The organism is Xanthomonas sp. NCPPB 1132 (assembly GCF_056629235.1).
In genome coordinates, this window is sequence record NZ_CM152819.1 from 411,314 (window position 1) to 434,923 (window position 23,610).

22 protein-coding genes are annotated in these 23,610 nt (G+C 69.4%); 6 read left to right on the forward strand and 16 right to left on the reverse strand.

Features of this window, described 5'->3' with window-relative positions; all coding sequences use genetic code 11:
* The first annotated feature begins 47 nt into the window (after nt 1-47).
* The gene (locus AC1G9L_RS01775) at nt 48-650 is read left to right on the forward strand and encodes a response regulator (RefSeq protein WP_209244973.1); all 603 of its coding nucleotides are present in this window, start codon (nt 48-50) and stop codon (nt 648-650) included.
* Between the two features lie 103 nt (nt 651-753).
* A complete protein-coding gene (locus AC1G9L_RS01780) occupies nt 754-2,448 on the forward strand; it encodes a diguanylate cyclase (protein ID WP_481070142.1) in 1,695 nt (564 codons plus the stop codon).
* Between the two features lie 61 nt (nt 2,449-2,509).
* Here the strand turns inward: AC1G9L_RS01780 and fhuE are convergent, their stop codons facing one another.
* The 3 genes from fhuE to AC1G9L_RS01795 all read right to left on the reverse strand — a co-directional run bounded on the left by fhuE (nt 2,510) and on the right by AC1G9L_RS01795 (nt 6,722).
* The gene (fhuE, locus tag AC1G9L_RS01785) at nt 2,510-4,675 is read right to left on the reverse strand and encodes a ferric-rhodotorulic acid/ferric-coprogen receptor FhuE (protein WP_481070144.1); all 2,166 of its coding nucleotides are present in this window, start codon (nt 4,673-4,675) and stop codon (nt 2,510-2,512) included.
* Nucleotides 4,676-5,058: 383 nt separating this feature from the next.
* Entirely contained in the window at nt 5,059-5,628 is a 570-nt protein-coding gene (locus AC1G9L_RS01790) for a cytochrome b (protein WP_481070145.1), read from the reverse strand.
* Nucleotides 5,625-6,722, reverse strand: coding sequence for a catalase family peroxidase (locus AC1G9L_RS01795; protein ID WP_481070147.1), 1,098 nt, complete (start codon nt 6,720-6,722; stop codon nt 5,625-5,627). Before AC1G9L_RS01795 ends, AC1G9L_RS01790 begins: the two co-directional genes overlap by 4 nt.
* Nucleotides 6,723-6,931: 209 nt before the next feature.
* Here AC1G9L_RS01795 and AC1G9L_RS01800 point away from each other — a divergent pair, with 209 nt between their 5' ends.
* Nucleotides 6,932-7,882 carry a calcium/sodium antiporter gene (locus AC1G9L_RS01800; protein WP_481070148.1) on the forward strand — a complete coding sequence of 317 codons (951 nt, stop codon included), beginning with the start codon at nt 6,932-6,934 and terminating at the stop codon, nt 7,880-7,882.
* 69 nt (nt 7,883-7,951) lie between these two features.
* Here the strand turns inward: AC1G9L_RS01800 and AC1G9L_RS01805 are convergent, their stop codons facing one another.
* From AC1G9L_RS01805 to AC1G9L_RS01830, 6 genes are read right to left on the reverse strand one after another with little or no spacing between them, the layout of a single operon-like run.
* Nucleotides 7,952-8,323, reverse strand: a complete 372-nt coding sequence (locus tag AC1G9L_RS01805) for a Na+/H+ antiporter subunit G (RefSeq protein ID WP_010341380.1) — start codon at nt 8,321-8,323, stop codon at nt 7,952-7,954.
* Nucleotides 8,320-8,604: a K+/H+ antiporter subunit F gene (locus AC1G9L_RS01810; RefSeq protein WP_010341381.1), complete on the reverse strand. Its 285-nt coding sequence runs from the start codon at nt 8,602-8,604 to the stop codon at nt 8,320-8,322. Before AC1G9L_RS01810 ends, AC1G9L_RS01805 begins: the two co-directional genes overlap by 4 nt.
* Nucleotides 8,601-9,104, reverse strand: a complete 504-nt coding sequence (locus AC1G9L_RS01815) for a Na+/H+ antiporter subunit E (protein WP_010341382.1) — start codon at nt 9,102-9,104, stop codon at nt 8,601-8,603. The genes AC1G9L_RS01810 and AC1G9L_RS01815 overlap by 4 nt, the downstream gene beginning before the upstream one ends.
* A 1-nt stretch (nt 9,105) precedes the next feature.
* Complete coding sequence (locus tag AC1G9L_RS01820; protein ID WP_481070151.1) at nt 9,106-10,668, reverse strand: monovalent cation/H+ antiporter subunit D; 1,563 nt, start codon at nt 10,666-10,668, stop codon at nt 9,106-9,108.
* Entirely contained in the window at nt 10,665-11,030 is a 366-nt protein-coding gene (locus AC1G9L_RS01825; RefSeq protein ID WP_010341385.1) for a Na+/H+ antiporter subunit C, read from the reverse strand. Before AC1G9L_RS01825 ends, AC1G9L_RS01820 begins: the two co-directional genes overlap by 4 nt.
* Nucleotides 11,030-13,861 carry a monovalent cation/H+ antiporter subunit A gene (locus AC1G9L_RS01830; protein WP_019801125.1) on the reverse strand — a complete coding sequence of 944 codons (2,832 nt, stop codon included), beginning with the start codon at nt 13,859-13,861 and terminating at the stop codon, nt 11,030-11,032. The genes AC1G9L_RS01825 and AC1G9L_RS01830 overlap by 1 nt, the downstream gene beginning before the upstream one ends.
* A gap of 424 nt (nt 13,862-14,285) precedes the next feature.
* Between AC1G9L_RS01830 and AC1G9L_RS01835 the strand changes: the two genes are divergently transcribed.
* Nucleotides 14,286-15,221 carry an NAD-dependent epimerase/dehydratase family protein gene (locus AC1G9L_RS01835; protein WP_481070153.1) on the forward strand — a complete coding sequence of 312 codons (936 nt, stop codon included), beginning with the start codon at nt 14,286-14,288 and terminating at the stop codon, nt 15,219-15,221.
* Between the two features lie 93 nt (nt 15,222-15,314).
* Here AC1G9L_RS01835 and AC1G9L_RS01840 read toward each other — a convergent pair whose 3' ends face one another.
* The 7 genes from AC1G9L_RS01840 to AC1G9L_RS01870 all read right to left on the reverse strand — a co-directional run bounded on the left by AC1G9L_RS01840 (nt 15,315) and on the right by AC1G9L_RS01870 (nt 22,457).
* Entirely contained in the window at nt 15,315-15,797 is a 483-nt protein-coding gene (locus AC1G9L_RS01840; protein WP_019801326.1) for an Mpo1-like protein, read from the reverse strand.
* Nucleotides 15,798-15,909: 112 nt separating this feature from the next.
* Nucleotides 15,910-16,833 carry an IS110 family RNA-guided transposase gene (locus tag AC1G9L_RS01845; RefSeq protein WP_481070155.1) on the reverse strand — a complete coding sequence of 308 codons (924 nt, stop codon included), beginning with the start codon at nt 16,831-16,833 and terminating at the stop codon, nt 15,910-15,912.
* A gap of 461 nt (nt 16,834-17,294) precedes the next feature.
* Nucleotides 17,295-19,076 carry a peptidoglycan-binding protein gene (locus tag AC1G9L_RS01850; protein ID WP_481070157.1) on the reverse strand — a complete coding sequence of 594 codons (1,782 nt, stop codon included), beginning with the start codon at nt 19,074-19,076 and terminating at the stop codon, nt 17,295-17,297.
* A 70-nt stretch (nt 19,077-19,146) separates the two neighbouring features.
* Nucleotides 19,147-19,680 carry a hypothetical protein gene (locus tag AC1G9L_RS01855; protein WP_481070984.1) on the reverse strand — a complete coding sequence of 178 codons (534 nt, stop codon included), beginning with the start codon at nt 19,678-19,680 and terminating at the stop codon, nt 19,147-19,149.
* Between the two features lie 344 nt (nt 19,681-20,024).
* On the reverse strand, nt 20,025-20,507 hold the full coding sequence (locus AC1G9L_RS01860; protein WP_481070159.1) for a hypothetical protein: 483 nt from the start codon (nt 20,505-20,507) through the stop codon (nt 20,025-20,027).
* Nucleotides 20,508-20,686: 179 nt separating this feature from the next.
* Nucleotides 20,687-21,367: a hypothetical protein gene (locus AC1G9L_RS01865; protein WP_481070161.1), complete on the reverse strand. Its 681-nt coding sequence runs from the start codon at nt 21,365-21,367 to the stop codon at nt 20,687-20,689.
* Nucleotides 21,368-21,530: 163 nt separating this feature from the next.
* Complete coding sequence (locus AC1G9L_RS01870) at nt 21,531-22,457, reverse strand: phosphoribosylaminoimidazolesuccinocarboxamide synthase (RefSeq protein ID WP_019801108.1); 927 nt, start codon at nt 22,455-22,457, stop codon at nt 21,531-21,533.
* Between the two features lie 142 nt (nt 22,458-22,599).
* Between AC1G9L_RS01870 and AC1G9L_RS01875 the strand changes: the two genes are divergently transcribed.
* Nucleotides 22,600-22,932, forward strand: coding sequence for a J domain-containing protein (locus AC1G9L_RS01875; protein ID WP_010341396.1), 333 nt, complete (start codon nt 22,600-22,602; stop codon nt 22,930-22,932).
* 9 nt (nt 22,933-22,941) lie between these two features.
* Nucleotides 22,942-23,610 (forward strand): ribulose-phosphate 3-epimerase, encoded by a 669-nt coding sequence (gene rpe, locus AC1G9L_RS01880; protein WP_019801109.1) that lies wholly within the window; start codon nt 22,942-22,944, stop codon nt 23,608-23,610.

Genomic DNA, 23,610 nt, shown 5'->3' on the forward strand with positions numbered 1-23,610 from the left:
GGCCCGGCCCGGGCACTACAATGGGCCGACAAGGACCGGGGGGTGCCGTGATTCGTTTAGTGCTGGCGGAGGACCAGGCGATGGTGCGCGGTGCGCTGGGCGCACTGCTGGGCCTGGAAGCGGACCTGGATTTGGTCGCCAGCGCGGCCGACGGCGAGGCCGCGTGGCGCGCGCTGCAGGCGCATTCCCCCGACCTGCTGGTCACCGATATCGAGATGCCCGGCCTCAGCGGGCTGGAGCTGGCCCAGCGCATCCAGCGGCAGCAACTGCCGGTGCGCGTCATCATCGTCACCACCTTCGCCCGTCCCGGCTTCCTGCGGCGCGCGCTGGATGCCGGGGTCGGCGGCTACCTGCTCAAGGACGCACCGCCGCAGCGGCTGATCGAGGCGATCCGCCAGGTGCACCGCGGCGGCCGCGCGATCGATCCGGAACTGGCGCTGGAAGCGTGGTCCGAAGCCGACCCGCTCAACGACCGCGAGCGCCAGGTGCTGCGCCTGGCCGGCGAGGGCGCCTCGGCCGGCGACATCGCCACGCAACTGGGGCTGTCGTCGGGCACGGTGCGCAATTACCTGTCCGAGGCGATCGGCAAGCTTGGGGTCGGCAACCGCATCGAGGCGGCGCGGCTGGCCCGGCAGAAGGGCTGGCTATGACGCGCCGCGCCGTGTGGCCTGGAATTTGCATGGCTCCCTGCGCTTGACTGCGCAGCGCAGTTGGTGGCGCGCGCGGCCTACCTCCCTTCCACTCGTCGACGCCATGCCCTCCACCACGATCAACCGCTATGGCGTGCCGCTGGCCCTGCTGCTGCTGTTGGGCATCAGCGGCGGCGTGCTGGTGGGCAGCGAGCGCTTCCTCGACGATGCCGCCGAGGTGCAACGCAGCCACCAGGTGATTGCCGGCATCAACGGCCTGCAGCTCAACCTCGCCGACTGCGATGCCTCCCTGCGCGGTTTCCTGCTGCTGGGCAGCCGCGAGCATCTGGCCGATTTCCGCGGCTGCCAGCAGACGCTGCCGGCGCGGCTGGAGCAGCTGGCAGCACTGGTACGGCACGACCCCGCCCAGCAGCAGCGCCTGCGCCTGGTCCAGGCGCAGGTGCAGACGCGCATGCGCGACAGCGCGCGGGCCGTGGCCCGTTTCGAGCGCGGCGGCGGCCCGGGCATGCTCAGGCCGGACCCGGAGCGCGCGCGCCAGGGCCGCGTGCTGTCGCAGGCGATCCGGCGCAACACCGACAGCATGGTGCGCAGCGAGCGCGCGACGCTGGCGAGCAGCGCCCGCTCCACCGCCGCCAACGCCGACCTGCTGCGCCGGCTGGCGGTGGTCGGCATTCCCGCCGTCTGTGCGATGACGCTGTGCCTGTACCTGCTGCTGCGCCGCGAGATCGGCCGGCGCAGCCAGGCCGAGTTGCGTGGCCACCATGCCAATGCGCTGCTGGTGGGCACCGTGCAGCAGATGCAGCGCACCGAACAGGATCTGCGCACGCTCAACCGCTGCAGCCGCGGGCTGCAGAGTTGCGTGCAGCAGGACGAGGCGGTGGAGGTCGCGCGGCAGGCGCTGGAACGCCTGCTCGGCGATGCCGGCTGCAGCGTGTACTGCACCGATGCGGCAGGTGAGCAGGCGGTCTGCGTGGCGCATTGGGGCGAAGAGGCGCTGTGCATGCCGGCGCTGTCGCTGAGCGGCTGCGAAGGTCTGCGCAGCCGCGCCACCCAGATCCAGCGGCCCGGCGCGGCGCCGGCCTGCGTCCACGCCGCCGGCGCGGCGCGGCATGGCACCTGCGTGCCGATGGTGGTGCAGGGCGAGCCGCTGGGGCTGATCCATCTGTCCAGCCGCGATCCGACCCTTCTCGAGCGCCTGCCCCTGGTCGAGGTGGTGGCCGAACAGCTGGCGATGGCGCTGCACAACCTGCAGTTGCGCCAGCGCCTGCGCACGCAGTCGATCCGCGATCCGTTGACCGGGCTGTACAACCGCCGCTACCTGGAAGAATCGCTGGTGCGCGAACTGGCGCGCTGCGAGCGGCGCGAGCAGCCGCTGGCGCTGATGATGCTGGACCTGGACCACTTCAAGGCGCTCAACGACCGCCTCGGCCACGCCGGTGGCGATGCCTTGCTGGCGGCGTTCGGCCAGTTGCTGGCCGGGGCGGTGCGGCCGGAGGACATCGCCTGCCGCTACGGCGGCGAGGAGTTCACGGTGATCCTGCCCGGCGCCGCTGCCGACGTGGCGCAGCGCCGTGCCGAACAGATCCGCGCCGCGGTGGCGGCGCTGCAGGTGCAGCACCAGGGCCAGGCGCTGCCGCCGGTGACCGTGTCGATCGGCGTGGCCGCCTATCCGGACCACGGCCGCAGCACCGAAGAACTGCTGCGCAGCGCCGATGCGGCGCTGTACCGCGGAAAGCGCGGCGGCCGTAACCGCGTCGTCGCCGCTGACGACGTGCCGCTGCGCATCGTCGAGGCCTGAGGCGCCTGTCTCCCTCCCACGCATGCCGTGTCTCGGCATGCGTGCGGTGTGGACTGCCGGTTCAGAACGACCAGCTGAAGCTCAGCGTGCCGTTGCGCGGTTCGCCCCAGGCGCCGTAGCCGTAGATCTGCGCGTAGTAGCGTTTGTCCAGCAGGTTGTTGAGATTGAGCTGCACCGAGAATGCCGGCGACAGGCGGTAGCGCGCGAAGGCGCTGACCAGCGCGTAGCCGCTCTGCGCGAAGCGACCATAGGTGGGGTCGACGTAATAGATGCGGTTCTGCCAATTGACGCCGCCGCCGAAGGTCAGTTCGCTCAGGCTGCGTGGCGTGTAGCTGCTGTAGAGCTTGAGCGTGGTCTGCGGCAGCTGGCTGTTGATGTCGGCGCCGGCGACGTCCTTGGCCACGTAGCGCGAGGCGCCGAAGGTGGCGTTCCAGCCGGGCGCCAGCTCGCCGTTGAGTTCGAGCTCGAAACCGCGGCTGACCGTGCCTTGCGCGGCGACATAGGCGGTCTCGGTGGTGCCCTGCACGAACCCGCTGGTGGCCTGGGCGACGTTGTCCTGGTCGATGCGGAACACCGACAGCGCGGCGTTGAGGCGGTCGTCGAACCAGGCGCCCTTGACCCCAACCTCGTAGCTCTTGCCGATCACCGGGTCCAGGTAGGCGCCGCTGGCGGTGCGCGCGGTCTGCGGCTGGAAGATGTCGGTGTAGCTGGCGTAGACCGACCAGACGTCGTCGAGCGTGTACACCAGGCCGGCATAGGGCGTGGTCTTCTCCTGGTGCAGCACGTAGCCCACCCCGCTCTCGCTGCCGTCCACCTTCCAGTCGGTATAGCGCGCGCCCAGGATCAGCTTCAGCGGATCGGCCAGCGACAGCCGTGCCGCCGCATAGCCGGCCTTCTGGGTGACGGTGCCACGGCTGAACTCGCTGAGCGGCGACCACGCCGGTTCCGGATAGGCGCCGGTCCAGCCGAGATAGCTCGGCAGCGGCCCGGGGAAGTCGAAGGCGCCGGTGTTCACGTAGCGGCGGCGGTTGTAACTGATGCCGGCCATCAGTTCGTGCTCGCGCCCGCCCAGTTGGAACGGGCCTTCGGCGTAGGCGTCCAGGCCGTCGACCTTGCGCCCGGTGATGTAGTAACCCGAGTACGGCACCACGCCGGCGCCGGTCTGCCGGTCGAAGCCGTAGATGGTGTAGTACGGGTAGAACAGCTTGTCGGTGACGTCGGTCTGGTCGTGGGTGGCGTTGAGCTTGAGCTGCCAGCCATTGCCGAAGGCATGCTGCAGGGTGGCGAAGGCGCGCTTGCTGGTGGTGTCCCAGAACGTCCAGTCCGCCGCCGGGTTGAACCAGCGCGGATAGTCGGTGCGGCTGCCGTCGGCGTACCACAGCGGGAAACCGCCCCAGGTGACGCCGTCGGACTGCTTGTTCTGGTAGTCGTAGCCCACGCTCAGCTGCGTGTCCGGGGTCAGGTCGGCATCGATCACCGCATAGCCCAGCGACTTGCGCTGGCTGTAGCGCTGCACGTACGAATCGGTGTCCAGGTAGCTGCTGATCACCCGGGCGCGCACCGTGCCGCTGGCGTTGAGCGGGGTGGTGACGTCGACCGTGGAGCGGGTGCGGCCCCAACTGCCGGCGCTGACGGTGACGCTGCCGGTCAGTTCGGCGCTGTCGGCGTGCTTGCGGATCAGGTTGACCGAGGCCGAAGGATTGCCGGCGCCGGTGAGCAGGCCGGTGGCGCCGCGCACCACCTCGACGCGGTCGTACAGGGCCAGGTCCAGCGCCGAATCGCCGTAGCTCCAGTTCTGCACCATCGTGGTGGGGATGCCGTCGAACTGGTAGTTGTCGATGTAGAAGCCGCGCGCGTAGAACTCGAAGCGCTCGCTGTCCGAGCGCGTGCTGGACACGCCGGTGGTGTTCTCCAGCACATCGATGATGTCGTCCAGGCCCTGATCCTCGATGCGCTGGTGGCTGATGATGCTCACCGACTGCGGGATCTCCCGCGGCGCCAGTTCGAAGCGGGTGCCGGCGCTGGTCTTGCGCACGCTGTAGCCCTCGGCGCGCTCGCCCTTGACGCTGATCTTGTCGAGGGTGGTGACATCGCGCTCGGCATCGTCCGCGCCGTCGGCGGCGGACGCGGCCGGTGTCGCGGCGAACGCCGGCGCGGCGGCCAGCAGACAGGCGACGGCCAGGGCCGAACGGCGTGGGAAACGGCAGGCGGGGGCAACACGGGACATCGCGGACTCCAAGGCAGCAGGCAGGGCCATCGCCGGCGCGAATGCGGCGCCGGACGACGATCGAGGGTGAGCTGGCTTGGCGCGCGGACTCGCAGGCCGGCGTGGCGGGCTGCGGAACAACGGCACTGGCTGGCGCGGCCGCGGCGCCGGATTCCCAGGGGAACGACCGGTGCGCGGGAAGAACAGGGGCGGACGAGCGCGCCCGTCCGCCGACAAGTGTAACGGCGGACCGCGGCTGGGGCCATGTCGCGGGCGACACAAATGCGTAGCGTCGCCCGGAAGACAGGCCGCACCGCACTGGCCGATCGACCTGCGCGTGACGGCGCGAGCGTGCGCCGCGCGGGACGCACGCGCTGCGTCCCGCGTGTCGTGTCGGGGGTGGACTACGCCTGGTCGCGCGGCGCTGCAGGCGTCGTCGCGCCGCGCGCCATGCTCGAGAACACGCCATCGCGGCGCACCCAGGCATGGAACAGCGCTGCGCACAGATGCATCAGCACCGTGGCGAACAGCAGGTAGGCCAGCCAGCCATGCGCGCTGCGCAGCCAGGCGTACAGCGCCGGGCTGTGCGGGGCGATCGGCGGCAACTGCACGCCCGGCCACAGCACGATCGGGTAGCCGCCGGCCGAGAGCATCGACCAGCCCAGCAGCGGCATCGCCAGCATCAGCGTGTACAGCAGCCAGTGCGAGGCGTGCGCGGCGGCCCTTTGCCAGCGGGGCAGGTCGGCCGGCAGCGGCGGCGGCCGGTGCAGCAGGCGGTTGCCCAGGCGCACCAGCACCAGCAGCCCGATGGCGATGCCGAGCGGGCGGTGCAGGTTCAGCAGCCAGGGCCGCTGCGACACCGAGGCGACCATGCCCACGCCGACGAACAGCATGGTCAGGATCATCGCCGCCATCAGCCAGTGCAATACGCGCGCGAGCAGGTTGAAGTGCGCGGAGCGATCGTCGCGGTTCATTGCGCACCTCCGTGCGGGCGGCCGGTGGCGTCGGGCGCCTGGCCGTGGGCGATCTCGCGCTCGCGGCGGTTGAAGGACTGCGAATACACCGCCGAGCGCGCGGCCAGGATCGGATCGTCGGAGCCGGCGATGCCGTGCGGCAGGATCAGCGGATCGTAGTTGAGGTCGCGGCACGGCCCGGTGGCCTGCGGCTCGGCATGGTCGAGCACCAGGGTGCCGGCGACCACCTGCTGGCGATCCTGCGGCCACGGCTGCGACGGGTCGTCGACCGGGTCGCCGGGCGCGGCCACGGTCAGCACCAGGTCCCAACGCAGCGGGCCGCGCGCCAGCCGCGCCTGCAGGTCTTCGCTCAGGAAGTCGGCATCGGCCTTGGCGCGTTGCTCGGCCGACAGCGGCGCGAACGGGGTCTGCGGGCGCATCGACCAGCGCACCGCATGCGTGCTGCCGTCGGCGGCGGTGAAGCGGAACGCGTTGACGCCGTTGTACTGGGTGTTGGCCCAGCTGTCCGACCACGGCGCGGTCTTGGCCCACTCCTGGAACTTCTTCGCCTCCGGGTAGCGCTGCAGGAACGCCGCCATCTTCGCCGGATCCGGCTTGCCGGTGGCCGGGTCCGGGCGCGCGGCCAGGGTCTGCGCCATGAAGCCCTCGGGGCTGGCGACCACGAAGAACGGGAAGCTGTTCATCGCCGTGCGCCATTCCTGGCCGTCGTCGCTGCGCAACTGCAGCGCCATGCTGCGCACGCGGGCGGCGCCGTCGGCGCCATGCGGGTCGCCGCCGCCGATCGACAGCCGGCCCAGCACCGGCGCCGAAGCCTGCGCGAACACCCGCGCCGAGGACAGCGCGCTGCCCTGGCCGTTGCCTTCGAAATGCCCGCTGACGCACACGCCCTTGCTGTGCGCACGGCGGAAGCCCGGATGCGGCGGGCCGCCGGCTTCGATGGCGTCGGTCATGCGCTGCGCGGTCAGCCTTTGCGGGCCGCCGAGCCAGCCGGCGCTCCAGGCGAAGGCGGCGGCGAGCACGGCGGCGATCGCGGCGATGCCGGCCAGCGCCAGCCAGGGCCGCCGGCGCGGCGGCGTGGGATCGGGACGGGACATGGGGCGGCTCCTGTGGCGGCGGCGAGGGGAGGAACGCGGTCGGGCGCGGTGCAGGCGCTAGCAGACACGCTCGGGGATGAACGCGGTGCAGTGATGGCGGCCTGCGCGCGCTGCCGGCCGCGGCCGCGTGCCAGGGGCAAGGCACGACCACGGCGGCGTCATCGGCGCTGCGCATAGAATCGCCGCTTCTTGAGGGCGGGGAGTCGGCGATGGCGGGTACGATCGGCTGGGTCGTGTTGGGGCTGGCGTTCCTGGCGCTGGGCGGGGACTCGATCGTGAAGGCGGCCTCCGGCCTGGCACAGCGCTTTGGTGCCTCGCCGTTCGTGGCCGGCTTGCTGCTGCTGGCCTTCGGCACCTCGCTGCCGGAACTGGCGGTCAACGCGCGCGCCTACGCCGCCGGCGCACAGGACCTGGCGCTGGGCAATGCGGTCGGCAGCAACCTGGCCAATCTCGGCCTGACCCTCGGCCTGGCCACGCTGGCGGCGCCGCTGCTGCTGCGCACCCGCCTGCTGCCGCCGCTGTTGATCCTGCTGACCCTGGCGACGCTGGCGCTGATCGGCTTCGGCCTGGATGGGGCGATCTCGCGTGCCGAGGGCGTGGCGCTGTTGCTGGCCTTCGTCGGCGTGGTCGCCTTCCTGCTGCTGCGCGCGCGCCACGAACCGGCCGCACGCCAGCTCGGCGTGTCCGGCTACGCGGTGACCCGCACCGGGCTGGTGCTGAACCTGCTGCGCCTGCTGATCGCCCTCGTGCTGTTGAACGCCGGCGCCAACCTGGTGGTGGAGCACGCCCCGCGGCTGGGTGCGGCCTGGGGCCTGTCGCCGTTGCTGGTCGGCCTGCTGCCGGTGGCGATCGGCACCGCGCTGCCGGAAGCGGCCGCCGCGGTGGCCGCCGCACGCCGTGGCCAAGGCGACATGGTGGTCGGCCACGTGCTGGGCTCGAGCCTGTTCAACCTGCTGGTGGTGATCGGCGGCATGGCGGCACTGCGGCCGCTGCCGTTGCCGGCCTCGTTCGTGCGCCTGGAACTGCCGGCGGCGATCGCGCTGGCGGTGGTGCTGTACCCGATGCTGCGCGGCGACATGCGCCTGAGCCGCGGCGAGGGGGCGGTGCTGCTGGTGGCGTTCCTGGCGTGGGTGGGGCTGGAGCTGGCGTTGGTGGTTTGAGTGCCGGGATTGGGGATTGGGGATTGGGGATTCGAAAAAGCGGCTGGCTCCTAAGAAATAGGCCGTGTGCTACGGCTCCTCCGGCTGCTCCGGCGGCGGCAGCCCTTCCTGCTCGGCGTGGTCGCTGCCCGGCACCTGCGGGCGCTGTTCCAGCATCAGCGACAGCGCTGCCTTGGCCATCATGTGCGCGCTGATCGGCGCGGTGATGAACAGGAATGCGGTGATCAGCAGTTCGCGCGGCTGCGGGTCCTGGCCCAGGAACAGGTGGTAGCCGACCGAGGCCAGCAGCACGCAGCCCACGCCCAGCGTGCTGGCCTTGGTCGGCGCGTGCAGGCGCTTGAAGAAGTCCGACAGCTTCACCAGGCCCAGCGCCCCGACCAGGATGAAGAAGCAGCCGACGATCAGCAGCAGCGACAGCCCCACCTGCAGCACGCCGATCATTCGACGATGTCCCGGCGCAGCACGTACTTGCTCAGCACCACGGTGCTGCCGAAGCCGAGCATGGCGATGATCAGCGCCGCCTCGAAGTACACCGGCGAATCCAGGTACATGCCGAACAGCATCAGTTCGGCGATCGCGGTCACCGACAGCGTGTCCAGCGCCAGGATGCGATCGGGCACGGTCGGCCCGCGCAGCAGCCGCCACAGCGCCAGCAGCATCGCCAGCGCCACCACGTGCATGCACACGACGATCGTGGTCTCGATGAACATGTGGCTGGTCATGGGAAGATCTCCATCAACGGCGCCTCGTAGCGCGTCTTGATCTGCCGGATCACGGTCTCGGCATCGTCTAGGTGCAGCACGTGCACCAGCAGGTACTTGCGGTCGTCCGACAGCGCCGCCGACACCGTGCCCGGGGTCAGGGTGATCATGCTGGTCAACGCGGCGATGCCGTGGATGTTGGCGATGTCCAGCGGCACCCAGATGAAGCCGGGGTGGATGCGTTTCTCCGGGCCCAGCACCTGCAGCGCCACCACCACGTTGGAGCGCACGATGTCCCACGCCGCCACGCACAGCATCTTGGGCACCGGGCGCAGCGAGCCGATGCGCGCGAACTCACGGTCCAGGCGCGCGGCGAACAGCGGCACCGCCACGCCCAGCACCGCGCCCAGCAGCACCTGGCCGAGACTGAAGCTGTCGCTCATCAGCAGCCAGAACGCGGTGACGGTCAGGCTCAGCGGCCAGGACGGGAACAGGCGGCGCGACCAGGGACGGGCGGACATGTCAGGGCTCCCGCAGGACCGGCGCAGTGGCGCGCAGCTGGGTGGTGTAGTCGGCCGGGCGCAGCAGCTGCGCGGCGGCGGTCTCGCTGTAGCGCAGCAGCGGCCCGGCGGCCACGGTCATCGCCACGCCGTAGCCGAGCAGCAGCACGGTGGCGGCGGTTTCCAGCGGCCGCGCCGGCGCCTTGCGCGGTGCCGGGCGCGGCAGCTCCACGGTGCCATCCTCGGCGGTGTCCTGGTCGCCGGGCACGCGCCAGAACAGGCGCACGCCGCCGCGGGTCAAGCCCATGATCACCATCAGGCTGCTGAGCAGCACTGCGGCCCACACCGGCCCGGTCAGCCCGCCCGGCGTCGCGCTGAGGATCGCCACCTTGGCCAGGAAGCCGGACAGCGGCGGCAGCCCGGCCACCGAGATCGCCGCGATCAGGAACAGCACACCGGGCACGGTCTTGCCCGGCAGCGGCGCGATGATCTCCTTGCGATCGCTGGCGCCGCCGCGGCGACGCCGGATCAGGTCGGCGATCATGAACAGTGCCGCGGCCACGAAGCTGCTGTGCGCCAGGTAGTACAGGCCGGCGCCGAGCGTGCCCGGCGCATCCAGGGCGAAGGCCACGAACAGCGTCGCCGCCGAGACGATCACCAGATAGCCGATCAGCACCCGCAGGCGCACCGCCGCCAGCACCCCCAGCGCGGCCAGCAGCAGCGTCGCCAGGCCCAGCCACAGCAGCCAGTCGCGGCCATAGCCGTCCAGCGCCTGCGCCTGGCTGCCGAGGATCAGCGTGCTCACCCGCAGCACCGCGTACAGCCCGACCTTGGTCATGATCACGAACAGCGCCGCCACCGCCGCCGGCGCGCGCGCATAGGTCTCCGGCAGCCACAGGTACAGAGGCAGCAGCGCGGCCTTGGCGCAGAACACCAGCAGCAACAGGCCGAACGCGGCCTTGATCAGCGCCACGTTCTGCGGCGGCGCCTGCGCCACGCGCTGCGACAGCTCGGCCATGTTCAGCGAACCGAGCAGCGCGTACAGCAGGCCCAGCGCGATCAGGAACACGGTAGAGGAGGTGACGTTGAACACCACGTAGTGGAAGCCCACGCGCAGGCGCAGGCCGCGCCCGCCGCTGAGCAGCAGGCCGTAGGAGGCGATCAGCATCACCTCGAAGAACACGAACAGGTTGAACACGTCGCCGGTCAGGAACGCGCCGTTGAGGCCGACCAGCTGGAACTGGAACAGCGCATGGAAGTGCGGCGCGCGCCGGTCCCAGCCGGCGCAGGCGTGCAGCAGGCAGGCGCCGGCGAGCAGGGTGGTGGTCGCCAGCATCCATGCCGACAGGCGGTCGGCCATCAGCACGATGCCCAGCCGCGACGGCCAGTCGCCGAGCAGGTAGGCGTGGACCTGGCCGTCGCTCACCTGCACGCACAGCGCCAGCACCGCCGCGGCCAGCGCCGCCATCGCGGTCCACGCCACCGCACGGCGGATCTTGCGGCCGTAGCGGCGGTGCTCGGCGAACAGCGACAGCGCCGCGCCGAGCAAGGGGATCAGGATCGGCAGGATCAGCAGATGGGTCATGGCGCCTCGCCTTCGCCGTCGCCCGGGTCCGGGCGCGCATCGACGTGGTCGCTGTGGTTGTCGCCGCGGCTGCGCATCGCCAGCACGATGCTCACCGCGGTCATCGCGAAGGCGATGACGATCGCGGTCAGCACCAGCGCCTGCGGCAGCGGATCGGCGTGCTCGGCCAGGGTCGGGGCGATGCCGTCGCGCAGCACCGGCGCCTTGCCCTGCACCAGCCGGCCGCCGGCGAAGATCAGCAGGTTGGTGGCGTAGGACAGCACGGTCATGCCCAGGATCACGTCGAAGCTGCGCGCGCGCAGCAGCAGGTACACGCCGACTGCGGTCAGCACGCCGATCGCGCTCGCCAGTGCCAGTTCCATCAGGGCATCTCCCCGGTGATGGCCGACCGCCGCGTCGGATCGATCTGCCCGCGCTGCGAGTCGCGGGTGCGCGAAGGCTTGATCGTGCCCATCATCGACAAGGTCAGCATGGTGCCGCCGAACACCACCAGGTACACGCCGGTATCGAAGATCAGCGCGCTGGCCAGCGGCACGCTACCGATCAGCGGCACCTCCAGGTCCAGATGGCCGCTGGTCAGGAACGGCACGCCGAACAGCATCGAGGCCATGCCGCCGAGCGTGGCCAGCAGCAGGCCCAGGCCGATGCAGCGGATGTAGTCGAAGCCGAAGCGCGACTCCACCGAGGCCGCACCCTGGATCACGTACTGCATCAGCAGCGGCACCGCCAGCACCAGCCCGGCGATGAAGCCGCCGCCGGGCGCGTTGTGGCCGCGCAGGAACAGGAAGATCGACACGGTCAGGGTCAGCGGGAACATCAGCTGCGCCAGGTCGGCCGGCACCGGCAGCTTGATCGGCGGCCCCGGCATCACCTTCTCCGGCGCCATCCGCGCGCGCCGCAGCAGCGCATGCACCACCAACGCGGCGATGCCGAACACGGTGATCTCGCCGAAGGTATCGAAGCCGCGGAAGTCCACCAGGATCACGTTGACCACGTTGCGGCCGTAGGCCTCCGGCAGCGCGCGCTGCAGCAGCTCGCCGGCCATGGTCGTCGCCGGCCGGGTCATCACCGAATACGCCAGCAGCGCCATGCCGCCACCGGCGACGATCGCCAGGGCCGCATCGCGCCAGCGGCGCCAGCGCCGCGGTTCCGGCGGCGAGGCCTTGGGCAGGTAGTTCATGCCCAGCAGCATCAGCACCAGGGTCACCATCTCCACCAGCAACTGGGTCAGCGCCAGGTCCGGTGCCGACAGGAACACGAACACCAGGCTCACGCCCAGGCCGCTGCCGCCCAGCACCAGCACCGCCAGCAGCCGTTGCCGGTACAGGAACAGCGTGGACAGCGCGCAACTGAGGATCAGCAGCCACAGCCCCCAACCCAGCAACGGCATGCCCTGCGGCGCCGGCCACTGCTGCCACAGCGGCGGCGCCCGCAGCAGTGGTGCAGCCACGACGACCACCGCGGCCAGCACCAGCCAGCGCAGGCTGCGTTGCAGGCGGCCGTTGGCGAGCAGGCGGGTGAAGCGCGCGGCCAGGCCGAACAGGGTCTGCACGTGCCAGTGGAACACGCGCTTGCCCAGCGAACGGCGCACTTCGGTGTACAGCGCGGTCAGCCGGCGCAGGCCGAAATACAGCGCCACGCCGCCGACCACGCCGGCGATGCTCATCGCCAGCGGCGCGTTCCAGCCATGCCACACCGCCAGGCTGTAGTCGGGCAGGGTGTCGCCGAGGATCGCGCCAGCGGCGGCGCGCAGCACCGGCGCCACGGTCAGCGCCGGCACGATGCCGACCGCCACGCACACCAGCACCAGGATCTCCACCGGAATCTTCATCCAGCGCGGCGGCTCGTGCGGCATCTTGTCCAGGTCGCGCGGGCCGCGGCCGAAGAAGGTCTCGTAGACGAAGCGCAGGCTGTAGGCCACGCCGAACACGCCGGCCAGCAGCGCCGAGGTGGCAGTGAAGATGCGCATCGCCGCCGGGCCGTCGGCGCCCAGCGCTTCGGCGAAGAACATCTCCTTGGACAGGAAGCCGTTGAGCAGCGGGATGCCGGCCATCGACAGCGAGGCGGTGATCGCCAGCGCGCTGGTGATCGGCATCCAGCGGCGCAGGTTGCCGAGCCGGCGCATGTCGCGGGTGTGGGTCTCGTGGTCGATGATGCCGGCAGCCATGAACAGCGAGGCCTTGAACACCGCATGGTTGAGGATGTGGAACACGCCGGCCACCACCGCCATCGGCGTGGACAGCCCGAACAGCATGGTGATCAGGCCCAGGTGCGAAATCGTCGAGTACGCCAGCAGGCCCTTGAGATCGTGCTGGAAGATCGCGAACCAGGCGCCGGTGAGCAGGGTGACCGCGCCGATACCGCTGACCGTGTAGAAGAACAGGTCGCTGCCGGCCAGTGCCGGATGCAGCCGCGCCAGCAGGAACACGCCGGCCTTCACCATCGTTGCCGAATGCAGATAGGCCGACACCGGGGTGGGCGCGGCCATCGCGTGCGGCAGCCAGAAGTGGAACGGGAACTGCGCGCTCTTGGTGAAGATGCCGAGCAGGATCAGCCCCAGCGCCCACGGATACAGCGCACTGGCGCGGATGACATCGCCCGCAGCGAGCACCGCGTCGAGCTGGTAGCTGCCGACGATGCGCCCCAGCAGCAGCACGCCGCCCAGCAACGCCAGGCCGCCGCCGCCGGTGATCACCAGCGCCATGCGCGCGCCATCGCGCGCGTCCTGGCGATGCGACCAGAAGCCGATCAGCAGGAACGAGCTGATGCTGGTCAGTTCCCAGAACACCATCAGCAGCAACAGGTTGCCGGCGATGACCATGCCCAGCATCGCGCCCATGAACAGCAGCAGGCAGGCGTAGAAGCGCGCCGCGTTCTCGCGCGCACTGAGGTAGTAGTGCGCGTACATCACCACCAGCGCACCGATCGCCAGCACGAGGCCGGCGAACATCCAGGCCAGCCCGTCCAGGCGCAGCGAGAACTGCAGGCCGATCTGCGGCAGCCAGGCGTGGTCGGCGCGGACGATGCCGCCCTCGAGCACGGTGGGCGTCAGCGCGCTCAGCACCGCCAATCCCGCCAACGGCGCCAGCGCCGCGGCCCAGGCCAGGGTGGCGCGCGAGCGGTGGCGCAGGGCCACCACGGCCACCGCCATCAGGAACGGCAAGGCCAGCAGGATGTCGAGGGCGGGGATCATGCAGGGAATACGAGATTCGCGAGCAGGAGCCCGAGTGTAACAGGCGCGTCACGGCGGTGGCCGGCGCGGGAACGGAAGGCGTGCACGGTCATGCCGTCAGCGTAGTCGCGGGCGGGTGAGGCGCTTGCGAGCATGCGTGGCGTGGACGATGTTGGATGTCGGCGCTGCGCGTTATCGGTTGGCGTGCGGTGCGGGCAGCGCCTCGTGTGGACACGTTCGGCAGCAGAGGCGCGTGCGACCTTGATGCGGACGAGGGTGCGTGATGCGCGGGCAAGTTCGCCGGTGAGCGTGGCGATCGCCGGCGCTGTGCAGGCCTGTGCTGCCAATCGCCTGCCAAGCGTCACCAGCCGTGGGCATGCGGTGCAGTGCAACGATCCCGCGCAGTGGCGGCCGCAAATGGCGGCCCACGCACTATCCTGTGCCGATGACCGATTCGCTTGCCGCTGCATCCGTTTCCCCTCCGTCCGTGGCATCGCCGCGCATCGCGCTGGTGTTCGGTGGCAGCGGCCAGATCGGCGAGCGCCTGCTGCACCGCTTGCTGGCCGATGGCTGGGACGTGCATGCCTACTCACGGCAGGCGCGTGCGCCGCAACCCGGCCTGCACTGGCATGCCGGCGAACTGAGCGCGCTGCAGGCGCCGCCGGTGGCGGCGGAGGTGGTGTTCAGTTGCGGGCCGTTGGACGCTTTCGCCGACTGGTACCGGCGCGCGTCGGTCGCCGCCGCGCGCGTGGTCGCCTTCGGCTCCACCAGCCTGGAGGTCAAGCGCGACTCGCTGGATGCCGCCGAACGCGATGTCGCCCGGCGCCTGCGCGAGGCCGAAGCGATCGTGTTCTCAGTCGCCGCCGAGCGCGGCGCGGCGGCGACGGTGTTGCGCCCGACCCTGGTCTACGGCGCCGGCGGCGACCGCACCCTCAGCGCGATCGCGGCGCTGGCGCGACGCACCGGCTGGTTCGTGCTGCCGCGCAGCGCCAGTGGCCTGCGCCAGCCGGTGCACGTGCAGGACCTGGCCGACGCGGCGCTGGCGGTGCTGGCGCATCCGGCCACGCACGGACGCAGCTACGCCCTCGGGGGTGGCGAGACGCTGAGCTACCGCGAGATGGTGCGGCGGGTCCTGGCCGTGCTGCGGCCGCCGGCGCGGCTGTTGACCCTGCCGCACGCACTGTTCGCGTCGGCGCTGGCGCTGGCCCATGCCTGCGGCCGCCTGCAGGGCATGAACCGCGCCGCGCTGCAGCGCATGCGCGAGGACCTGGCGTTCGACCTGCAACCGGCGCGGCAGGATTTCGGCTACGCGCCGCGCGCCTTCGCCCCGGATGCGGCGATGTTGGGCCTGGAGACCGCGGAGACGGCTAAGCAGGGCTGATGCAGTGTTGCGCGCAAGGCCAAGCCTGCTGCGGGCCACGCGCAGCGACCGCGAGGTGTGCGCAAAGAAGGCGCGGTAGGAGCCCAGCCGCGCTCAGTAGCGCCAGTGCATGCGCCGGTACAGCTTGGCCAGCACCCAGGCCGGGCCGATCAGCAGATAGGTCAGGTCGGTGAGGAAACTCGGCCGGTGCCCTTCCAGCGCGTGGCCGATGAACTGCGCGATCCAGGCCACCACGAATACGCCGATCGCCAGCCACAGCAGCCCCTGCAGGCCCAGGTGCGCTTCCGCCAGCCGGCACAGGCAGCCGCAGAAGAAGAACGCCGCCAGCATGCCGTAGCCCAGCGTGCGCGACAGGCGGTTGTAGTACATCCACGCCGCGAACATGCCCAACGCCGCCCACAGCCCGCTCTGGAACAAGGTGCCGCCGACCGGGATGCACCACAGCAGGGCCACCACCGACCACAGGATCGCCGGCACCGCGACCACATGGATGCGCTGGTTGGCGGCATTGCGGTGATCGTCGGAATAGCTGGCGAAATAGCGGTCGATCGGGCGCGCGTAGGCGGTGGTATCCATCTTCCCTCCCAGGAACCGGCTCAGCATAGCGCCATCGCTGGCGCGATGCGGAGACACCACGCGGCGTGTCGGGCTTCTAAACCTTCGGGAAGCATCCCGTAGGAGTCAACTGTCATGCACCTGCGATGACAGGAGGAGCGTACGGGGCCTGATCGCGCGCGATGGCATTGAGCCAGCGCAGGAACTTGTGCATGCAGGCGACGATGGCGACCTTGGCCGGTTTGCCGCCTGCGCGCAGGCGCGCGTAAGTGTTGGCCAAGGGGGATTTGGCGCGGATGCTGGCCCAGGTGGCCATGTACAGCACGCGCCGCACGTCGGCACGTCCGCCTTTGATGCGGCGCTGGCCTTTCCAGCAGCCGCTGTCGTGATTGAACGGGGCCAGCCCGACCAGGGCAGCGAGCTTGCGTGGCGGCAGCGTGCCCAGCTCTGGCAGCCGCGCGGCCAGAACCGCGCGCAGGATCGTGCCGAGCCCAGGCACCTTGGGTAGGCTCGAGCAGGTCTTGCCCTGCTGCTCGATCTCCTGCGTCAACGTCTGGATCTGCTGGTTCAGCAGGGCGATCACCTCTCGGCAGCGGTGTTGCACCTTGGCGCTGGTGATGTGCTCCAGGCGCCGCCGATGGGCATCACGCTGGCTCACCAGGGTGGCACGCAGGTCCAGCAGTTCGCGAAGAGACTGCTGGTGCTCGGGCGCCACGGGCGTGGGCATGGTCGGGATGTGCTGGGCGGCGATGGCCAGCAGGCGCGTGTCCAGGGCATCGGTCTTGGCATGCAGGCCCAAGGCCTGGGCGAGCTTGCGCGGACGATCGGCGGCCATCCGCACTGCCGGCAGGTTTGCCTCTCGGAGCACCTGCAGCACGGCATGTTCGTAGCCGCCACTGGCTTCCAGCACGATCCGCTCGCAGCCCAGCTCCGCCAGGCGTTGGGCCAGCGCGCGTTGCCCCTGTGGCGTATTGGGTTGGGTCCAGGCCTGCTCGTCCGGCAGGACATGAATGACCAGTTCGGCCTTGGATACATCGATCCCGACATGGCGCCGCATAGACGTTCTCCGCAGTAGACTCAGGGACGAGAGCGCTCCTGCCGATGCCCATGCTTGTGGAGTTCGAGCTCGTCACTCGGGCAACTGTTCGGGCTTATCAGGCAGGAGAACCGGAGTGCGGCGGCGCTGACTCCTACTCGTGCTTGCTGGCACTGCGGCTAAACGGCCTGCCGCACTCCGCTCTCACCTGCAACGATAGACCCTTATTTGACACAAGCGGCTTCAGCCCCGACGGGCCTCACCGGGGACGCCCCATCGCGGCTGAAGCCGCTCCTACAGGTGCAACTTGCATCCGGCTCGATCGAACCGGATGCAGGGCATGAGAGACGCTTTTTGCGTTTCGACGACCGGCGTCTGGAATGCGTCAGACACCACGTGACCATCACCGCACGCAAGCGGCAGCGTCGCCGACCAGGGGCGATCGCGCTATCGGCACGATCGCCCCGCCACGGCTTGGCGGCTCAGGCGCGCGCCATGCTCCTGTTCGTCTCCTGCTGCTGCTCGCGCTGCACCGTTTCCTGCTGCTGCGCGGACTGGCGGGCCAGCTGCGCGCTGGTCTGCTCCAGCGGCGGTGCCGGCTGCTGCAGATCCACCACCGCACGGAAGCCCGGCGTGGTCCCGGCGACGAAGGCCTTGTCGTTGGCCACATTGACCTCCTTCAGCTTGTCGGGACTGTCGATCCCGGCCTGCTTGGCCTGCAGGGTCAGGTTGGCCACCGCCTCGTTCGACAGTTTGGCGTGCGGCGGGTTGGCCTTCTCCGCACCGCGATCGGCCTCCGTGCGCATCTTGTCGTACAGCGGCGTATCCGGATGCCCCGGCTCGCCCAGCTGCGGACCTTTCGCCGGCTTGGCCTGCGCCTGCTCGGCAGCCGCCAGCCCGGCACGGGTGTCGCGGCCGACGATGCCGTCCTGGTTGAGGCCGCGTTGTTTCTGCAGGGCCGTCACCGCTTCGTGGGTGTTGTCGCCGAAGCGCCCGTCCTCGGCCAGCGGGCGGCCTTGCGCGTCGCGGATGCCGAGGCGGTTGAGGTGCTGCTGCAACTCGCGCACCTCCTGACCGTGGTCGCCCTGGCGCAGCGTGCCGTTGCCATGCTGTGCCTGATCGCGGCCATGCGCGTCGACTTGCTGGCCGCGGTTCCACCACGTCTCCGGGCTGACGGCTTTCCCGTTCGCATCGTGCATCTGGTAATGCACGTGCTGCGCGTACTGGTTCGCCCCATTCGGGCCGCGTCCGCCCATGGTGCCGATCGGATCGCCGGCGCGCACGGTATCGCCTTCTTTCACCGAGCGTGAGTCCAGATGCAGGATTTCGTGCGAGTTGCCCTGCGCGTCACGGATCTTCACCGTGCCGTACTGGCCGCCGGAGAAGGTCACCGTGCCGGAGATCGGCGCATGCACCGTCGGATGCTGCAGATTGCGCCCGGCTTGGCCGCCTTCGTAGTTGAAGTCGGTACCGCCGTGCGGGCCGCGGGCACGCTGTTCGCCGTAGTGCCCGGTGATGTGCGGATCGACCTTGCCCTGGCTCGGCAGCATACGTTCCATGGTCTGCTGGAAGTTGCTGTGAGAAGTCCCGACGTTGGCGGTAGCTGGCCGATGGCTCTGCGTGGGTGCAGCGACGGCTTCACCCAGCCGTCCCGCTGCCAGGTTCTGCATCAACTCGGGTGTCAGCGTTCGCTGCCAGTGTTCGAAGCGCCTCTCGCGATCCGCCAGGCCGTTCGGTGGGTTGGCGCCGTTGATGGTGGCACCCGCGTTTTGGACGCTGTTGCGTTGCTCCTCGGGAACTTTCTGCTGCCAGTACCAAGTGGCGATGCGCGAGGCGTTCTCGGGCTGAGATGCCAGCTCTGGCCGATTGACCAAGTCCAGCCCCAACGCCTCGCCAGCTGCGCGGTACTGCGCCTTGCCGGTCAATTGCATATAGCCACGGCCGTGATACAGATAGCCGTCTCCCGGCTGATCGTTGCCGAGATCCCGTCGATTGCCGTACATGAGTTCGCCGAGCCGTTCGGGTCGTCCCCTGAGCGCCTCGACGCGCGCGCTTTCCAGTGCCTCCGGCCCTTCGCGCAACGCAGAACGCACATTGGCCGTGATCTGTCCGATTCCCTTGGTGTAATTGAAACTTTCCTCGAGCCTGGAAAGTCCGCCGGACTCATGGCCCACCTGCGCCATGAAATTCGCCAGTTCCCTGGGCTGTGTGATGCCGGCCGCGTAGGCGGCGCGAAGCATCTGGTTCTCTCTGTCTGTTGCCATGGTGTAGCTCCTCATTTCTCAGCAACGTGATGGACGGACCATCCATGTCCGTAGAAACCATTACCTCCCTTTAATTCTTGTTTGACTCGCCCTCTTCCAGCGGGGCGACATTGGGCAGCTTTGCAGGATCGAAATCCGCGAACGCCACCTGCCCGAAATCCTTGGCCGTCAGTTCCAACTGCTTGTGTTGTTCGGATTGCGTATCGGTGAGTTCGCGTACCACCTTGTCCAGCAGCCAGGTTTTGCTGTCAGGCGCATAGCGGAAAGTGAAGTCGTCAGCCCAGCGCTCGCGCGAGCCGCCCGAGATAGAGAGGGTGAACTGTCCCTTTTCGATCCGCGAAAACGCATAAGGATCGCCGGCCATGCCGCCGCAGTTCGCGCATGGGACGATATGCGTATTCTCCGCGGCCTTGTGCAGCTCTCCACCTTCATCCTGGGTCAGCAGGATCACTGTTCTTGGCGCACCCTGGCCCAGTTTGTCGTTCGCAGACGATGGGGGGGACACAACCAGCAGTGCATCTGAATGACCAGCACCGGTCAGGTCGCCGCGGACCGTGTCTACAGTTTCCATTCCGGTCGGAACGAAGGCGGCGACATTTTGCACGGTTGCACTCCCTTGCTGGTTGGGCGTGGCGGGGGCATTTTGCCCCTGGTGTTGCTGACTGGAGGTGGGGGGCTGCTGTTGTTGTTGTCGCGCGTCGGCGGCGCTTCCATCTGCCGTTGCACCTCCGCATGCGGCCAATGCCAGGGCGAGAAGCGAGGGAGAGAATTTCAGGAAATGCACGTGAATTTCCTCTGGTAAGTCAATGCGTACTTAGAGACGCAGGGGATGGATGCCCGATCCAGCGATTGCTGGATAAATTGGACAGATGCCGAGTGCTGCTTGCGTGACGCGAGTAACACGGCCGCGCTGACGAAAAAGCGTCCATGCGTAATTTGTGGGTGCGCCTACAATGCCTGATCGTCGACCTTCACCAGCGTCCAGCACGGCTTCTCCGCGAACTGGTAGACCTGCTGGTCGCCGGTATCGGGAGTGCGCACCAGGACCTGCCGGCCCTCGGCGTTCTGCGTCACCACGACCTCGCGCCCGCCCTTGCGGGCCGCCTCCAGGTTCGGGATCACCGGCCATTCGACCTCGGCCAGCGGTACGTTGCGGGTCACCGGTGCCGGTTCCGGCTGCGCGTCCGGGTCGATGTGGATCATCGTCAACGGGTTGGCGGTCGCCTTTTCCTGAACCGCGATGTCGGCGATGAAGCGCTTGAGGAAGGCATCGAAATCGGCGTCCTGGCAACGCGGGGCGGCTGCGGCGGGTGCGGCCTGTGCGGGGGCGGCGGTCGCCGCGGCGACCGTGGAGCCAGCCGGTTGCGCCTTGCATGCGACCAGGGCCGCGGCCAATGCCAGGGACGTCAGAATGGGACGTGCGATAGCCAACGGATCCTCCTGATCGGGTCGGGCGGGCAATCGCCCTTCGGGCGGGTGAGTTTAGTTCACCACGATCATCATGTCGTGAAGCCGGCGCAGGGTATTGCCTTGGCATCGACAGCGCCCAATGTCAGGCCTGCAAGCCGCCCGCTCGACCCGCTATCGCGCACCTCGTGCTTCGTCACGGATCACAGTCCGTTCGCGAACACATCCAGTTTCTGCGATTGGATCCATCCCTGCGCGCAGTCGCCGTCAGGGCGGGCATTGCCTGCGATGCTGCATTGTCGGCCCTGCTTGCGTTGCGTCACGAAGTCGACGGGACGCTGGCCATAGTGCTTGCAGATCGCCTTGCTCTGGCATGCGCTGACGCTCGCCGGTGGGATGGCGACGACGTAATGGTAGGCCGCGTGTTGGCCCGCGCGCGCGGTCGCCAGGATGCAGACGAATTGCCCCTCGGACAGCTTGGCGGCGACCTGTGCGTTGCTGCCGGTGACGGGCAAGGCATCCAGAAGTGCGGCATCGGGTTCGGCAACGCCTGCGAAGTTTCCGTCGGCGTCACAGCCTGGGGACATCTCGACGTCGTAGAAGTCGCCAGTGTCCACGTTGCCCGCCACGCAGCCGCTTCCCTTGGCCGCATTTTCGCAGCGAAGGTGCAAGGACTTGGCCAGTGCTGCAACGCCATCGTCCTGGCGGGCAGGGGACGATGGTATGGGTGCGCCAAGAGATGTGGCTCTGTCCGAAGACACCACCCCGGCGGATGCGTCAGCGACGGCGCTTGCGGTGGGCGAGGCGCCGGCCTGCCGAGGGCTGCAGGCAACCAGCGCCATGGAAAGTGCGAGTGCGGCAAGACAGCGGGGCGAACTGGCCAACGTCTCCTCCTGATCGGGTCGGTCAATCACTTGCGCGGGTGCCCGAGTCCAGTCGGGCAGGAGCATCTTGTCAGGAGCGGCCGGGCGGCGTCCGATGGCCGGAAGGCGGCCGCCCTGCGCGACCATCTTTTATGCGCCGGCGCATCCCGGCGCACGACCTCACTCAATCGACCGAAATCCCCGCCAACCGCTGCAGCGCCTCGGCGTACTTGGCGCGGGTGCGGTCGATCACGTCCTGTGGCAGGCGCGGGCCGGGCGCGGTCTTGCCCCAGTCCAGCGTCTCCAGGTAATCGCGCACGAACTGCTTGTCGTAGCTCGGCGGGCTGGTCCCGACCTCGTACTGGTCGGCCGGCCAGTAGCGCGAGGAGTCCGGAGTCAGCATCTCGTCCATGATGTACAGGCGGCCGTCGGCGTCGGTGCCGAACTCGAACTTGGTGTCGGCCAGCAGGATGCCGCGTTCGGCGGCGAAGTCGGCGGCGAAGCGGTAGATGCGCAGGGTGGCGTCGCGCACGCGCTCGGCCAGTTCGGCGCCCACGGTCTTGACCATGGCGTCGAAGTCGATGTTCTCGTCGTGGTCGCCGACGGCGGCCTTGGTCGACGGGGTGAAGATCGGTTCGGCCAGCTTCTCGGCCTGGCGCAGGCCGTCGGGCAGTTCGATGCCGCTGACCTTGCCGGTGCGCTGGTAGTCCTTCCAGCCGCTGCCGATCAGGTAGCCGCGGGCGATGGCTTCCACCGGCACCGGCTTGAGCTTGCGGGTCACCACGGCGCGCCTGGCGTACAGCGCGGTGTCCACGCCCTCGGGCAGCACCGCGGCCACGTCGATGCCGGTGAGGTGGTTGGGCATCAGGTGCTCGGTCTTCTTGAACCAGAAGTTGGAGACCTGGCACAGCATCTCGCCCTTGCCGGGAATCGGGTCCGGCAGCACCACGTCGAAGGCGGACAGGCGGTCGGTGGCGACCATCAGCAGGTAGTCGCCGGGCGGCGCGTCGGCCGGCAGGCGCTCGCGGGGGATGTCGAACACGTCGCGGACTTTGCCGCGGTGGCGCAAGGGCAGGCCAGGCAGATCGGATTGCAACAGCGTGGTGGACACAGGCACTCCTACGGACTTCGCAATGGCGACCGTCCCGGGACCCGGCGGGCCCGCGGCGGACGGCGGGCCGCGTAGTGTACGGCCGGAATGCCCCGCTGTGCCGTAAAATGGCCGGCCCTGACGCCGCGCCCGCCCTCGCCCCATGCCCTGGTACGGAAAACTGCTCGGCGCCATCGCCGGGGCCCTGCTGCTGCGGCCCACGCCGGTGCTGGGCGCCCTGATCGGCCTGCTGATCGGGCATGCCTTCGACGCCGACTGGTTCAAGCTGTCCCAGCGCGAGGATCCCTACCGCGAGCTGGGCCTGACCCGCGACGCTACCGACGCCGAGATCGAACTGGCCTATCGCCGGCTGATGTCCCAGTACCACCCCGACAAGGTCGCCAGCGCCAGCCCCGAGTTGCGCGCGCGCGCCGAGAAGAAGGCCAGCCAGCTCAACACCGCCTACGACCGTATCCGCACCCTGCGCAAGCGCTGAGATCCCGCCATGTCCGACTGCATCATCTCCCCGTCCATCCTGTCCGCCGATTTCGCCCGCCTCGGCGAGGAAGTGGATGCCGTGCTGCGCGCCGGCGCCGACTGGATCCACTTCGACGTGATGGACAACCATTACGTGCCGAACCTGACCATCGGCCCGATGGTCTGCCAGGCGCTGCGCAAGCATGGCGTCACCGCGCCGATCGACGTGCACCTGATGGTGGAGCCGGTGGACCGGCTGATCCCGGATTTCGCCGAGGCCGGCGCCAGCATCATCAGCTTCCACCCCGAAGCCAGCCGCCACGTGCACCGCAGCATCCAGCTGATCAAGTCGCACGGCTGCAAGGCCGGTCTGGTGCTCAACCCGGCCACGCCGGTGGACATCCTCGACTGGGTGCTGGACGACCTGGACCTGGTGCTGGTGATGTCGGTCAACCCGGGTTTCGGCGGCCAGGCCTTCATTCCCTCGGCGCTGGAGAAGCTGCGCGCCATCCGCGCCCGCATCGACGCGAGCGGCAAGCCGATCCGGCTGGAGATCGACGGCGGGGTAAAGCCGGACAACATCGCCGCGATCGCCGCCGCCGGCGCCGACACCTTCGTTGCAGGTTCGGCCATCTTCAATGCGCCGGACCACGCCGAGGTGATCAAGCAGATGCGCGCCGCGGTGGCGGGGCGCTGA